Below are 2,657 nucleotides of genomic sequence, written 5' to 3'. Positions count from 1 at the left end.
CCTAAATCATTTGTGAATCTCTTACTCCCTCCCCAAGGCATCGGGGAGGGTTGGGGTGGGGTAAAAAATTTACGACTTCTGCAATAGTTGCTATATAATTACTACTAAATTTTGAAAATAAAAATATTTATTATATGTCGCGAAGGGACTTAGCTAATTTTAAAAATAGGGTAATTGGATGCAGTGCGGTGATGGCTATGGGACAAGTTATTTCAAACGCGATCGCCAATCCGGCAACTCAAGCAGCAGCGGGCATGATAGGCGGTCCGATCGCCCTTGGGGGAGTTTCGATTTTGGCGGCGATTGCTGGTGATATAGCGGGGAATATTGCGGCTAATGACCTCGGAAATCGGATGACCCAACGGTTGAGCAAAAATCCGAGTATTCTGGAAAATCACGATTTGATTGAGGCGGCGGGTGAGGCGATCGCGTATATTTTGAGAGAGGTTGCTTTGTCCCCTCAATTAATTGCGATCGCACTTAGCAAAAATTTGCCTTCTCCTGAAAGGGCGATCAATCAATTAGCCGATAAAACTCCTGAATACTGGCTGGATATTAACACGAATACAGCCGACTTGTCAAGGGGTTTAAATATTTCCGAAGACCAGTTAACCCTAATTTTTTCTGCGGATGCCGAGGAGTTCGATCGAGTTACCGGATTGACAACGGCAGATTGGGCAACTTTCCTCAACGAATTCGCGGCCAGCCAGGGGAAATCCTTCGATGCGAAAATCGTCGAATTTGTTGCGGACAAACTGTACGCAACTTTCCCGAAAGCTTACTGCCGAGTGCTCAAACAGGATGCGGCGAAGGGAGGAGAAAAGTTTGCCGCGATGCTGTTGAAACTGCACCAAATTGCTTTGGCAGAACTCAAAAATTTGGGGCTGCAAAATAGGGAAATTCTGCAAAAGTTGGAGGCCGTGGCAACTAGGCAGCAGATTTGTCAAGTGATGGAGAAATTGTCAGCCATAGAAATTGGCATCCGGGACGATTTGGCGCAAGTTCGGGAATTGCTGCAAACATTTATCGATACTTCCGCGCCCCGATTGCCGATTTCATTGAAGTCCGAGACGATTATTGAAGACCGGACTAAAGACTTTACCGGGCGCAGATTTGTATTTGAAGAAATTGGTCGTTTCTTGCAAACAAATCGGAAAGGCTATTTTGTTTTAGAAGCAGAACCTGGTGTCGGGAAAAGTTCAATTCTGGCGCAGTGCGTGTTGATGATGAGACGCCGCTGCGTTACTCATTTTAACTCGCGCTCCGACGGGATTGTTGATGCCAAAACATTTCTCGAAAATGCCTGCCTTCAATTAATTGATGGCTTTAAACTCAGGGATAAGTATCCGCAACTGCCGGAAAATGCGACGGCAAACGGCAATTTTTTAGGGCGGCTGTTGGGGGAAGTCAGCGCTACATTGGGCGGGAAAAAGTTAATTTTTGTAGTTGATGCCCTCGATGAAGTCGATTTGAGTTTGCAAAGCAGCGGCAGCAACGTTCTCTATTTGCCGGAAGTTTTGCCGGATAACGTTTACTTTATTGTTTCCAAGCGGCCGGAATCTTTGCCTTTGCCGATGAATCATCTGCCGTTTGATTTGATGCAGTACGATGCAGAAAGTCTGGAAGATACGAAGGCTTATATTGCAAAACGCACCAGCAATAGCGCGTCGATTCAGAATTGGATTGCCAGTCATGATTTGAGCCTGGAACAGTTTGTGGGGGCGGTGGCCCAAAAAAGCCAGAACAATTTTATGTATCTCCGCTACGTGCTGAATGATATCGAAAACGGCGAGTACAGGGATGTTTCTTTGGAAGATTTGCCTAGGGAGTTGACAGGATATTATCGGAAGCATTGGGCACAGATGATCGGCAGGGAAGACGATCCGCTGTTGGAGATGAAAGTTAAGATTATCTACGTCATCTCGAAAGCGCGCGAAGCTGTTTCTCGCGGCTGGATTGCTAAATCGGTACGCGAGACAGATTTTAAAGTACAGCAGGTACTCAAGAAATGGGATTCATTTTTGCGGCAGCAACAAGTCAGCGGCGAAATTCGCTACAGCATTTATCACAACAGTTTTCGCGAGTTTCTGGCAAAAGATGAAACTGTGCAATCTGCGGGGGTTAATGTTGAAGAACTTAACCGCCAAGGTATGAATAACAGGGTAGAAGGAGCGCCTCTATGAGCGATTTGGGTGTGTGGTTGGCGAAGCAAAGTAAATCGGAGCGAGAATATTTGTTGAAGCATCAACCCAGGGATTTCATTGAGATTGGGCGAGATTTCAACCGTTATTATGGTTGGGTGACGGATCTTGGTTTTATTGAGGCGAAGTTAAAATTGTTGGGGGTGCAGCCGCTAATTGAGGATTACGATTTAGGGAGAAATCCAGATGTGTTGCTGTCGCAGGAGCAAACTAAAACGCTGAAGTTGATTCAAGGGGCCATTCGCAAGTCGGCGCACATTTTGGAAAAGGATAAAACGCAACTGGCAGGGCAATTGTTGGGGAGGTTGCTAGATTTTGAAATGACTGATATTCAGGGGTTGCTGGAACAAGCCAAGCAGTGGAAAGATAGTCTTTGGCTGCGGCCTTTGAGGGCTAATTTAGAGCGGCCCGGAGAAGGATGTCTGCGAACCCTCACCGGTCATACTGACTCGGTAA

Annotated in this window: 1 protein-coding gene and 1 pseudogene; both read left to right on the top strand. The window is 46.3% G+C overall.

Annotated features, from left to right (window positions below):
• The first annotated feature begins 134 nt into the window (after window positions 1-134).
• Window positions 135-2,183, top strand: a complete 2,049-nt coding sequence (locus QUB56_RS11405) for an ATP-binding protein (RefSeq protein ID WP_332955254.1) — start codon at window positions 135-137, stop codon at window positions 2,181-2,183.
• Window positions 2,180-2,657 (top strand): annotated as a pseudogene (locus QUB56_RS11400) (WD40 repeat domain-containing protein); the annotation flags it as partial. The gene QUB56_RS11405 and the pseudogene QUB56_RS11400, both read left to right, overlap by 4 nt.

The organism is Microcoleus sp. AR_TQ3_B6, assembly GCF_036702785.1.
Classification (GTDB): Bacteria; Cyanobacteriota; Cyanobacteriia; order Cyanobacteriales; family Microcoleaceae; genus Microcoleus.
Note: the sequence above shows the minus strand (reverse complement) of the source record. Positions and strands in the feature narration are given on the sequence as shown.

Bases quoted from the DNA above. Each gene is read 5' to 3' on its own strand.
- QUB56_RS11405 (WP_332955254.1), top strand. From the start codon at position 135: ATGTCGCGAAGGGACTTAGCTAATTTTAAAAATAGGGTAATTGGATGC.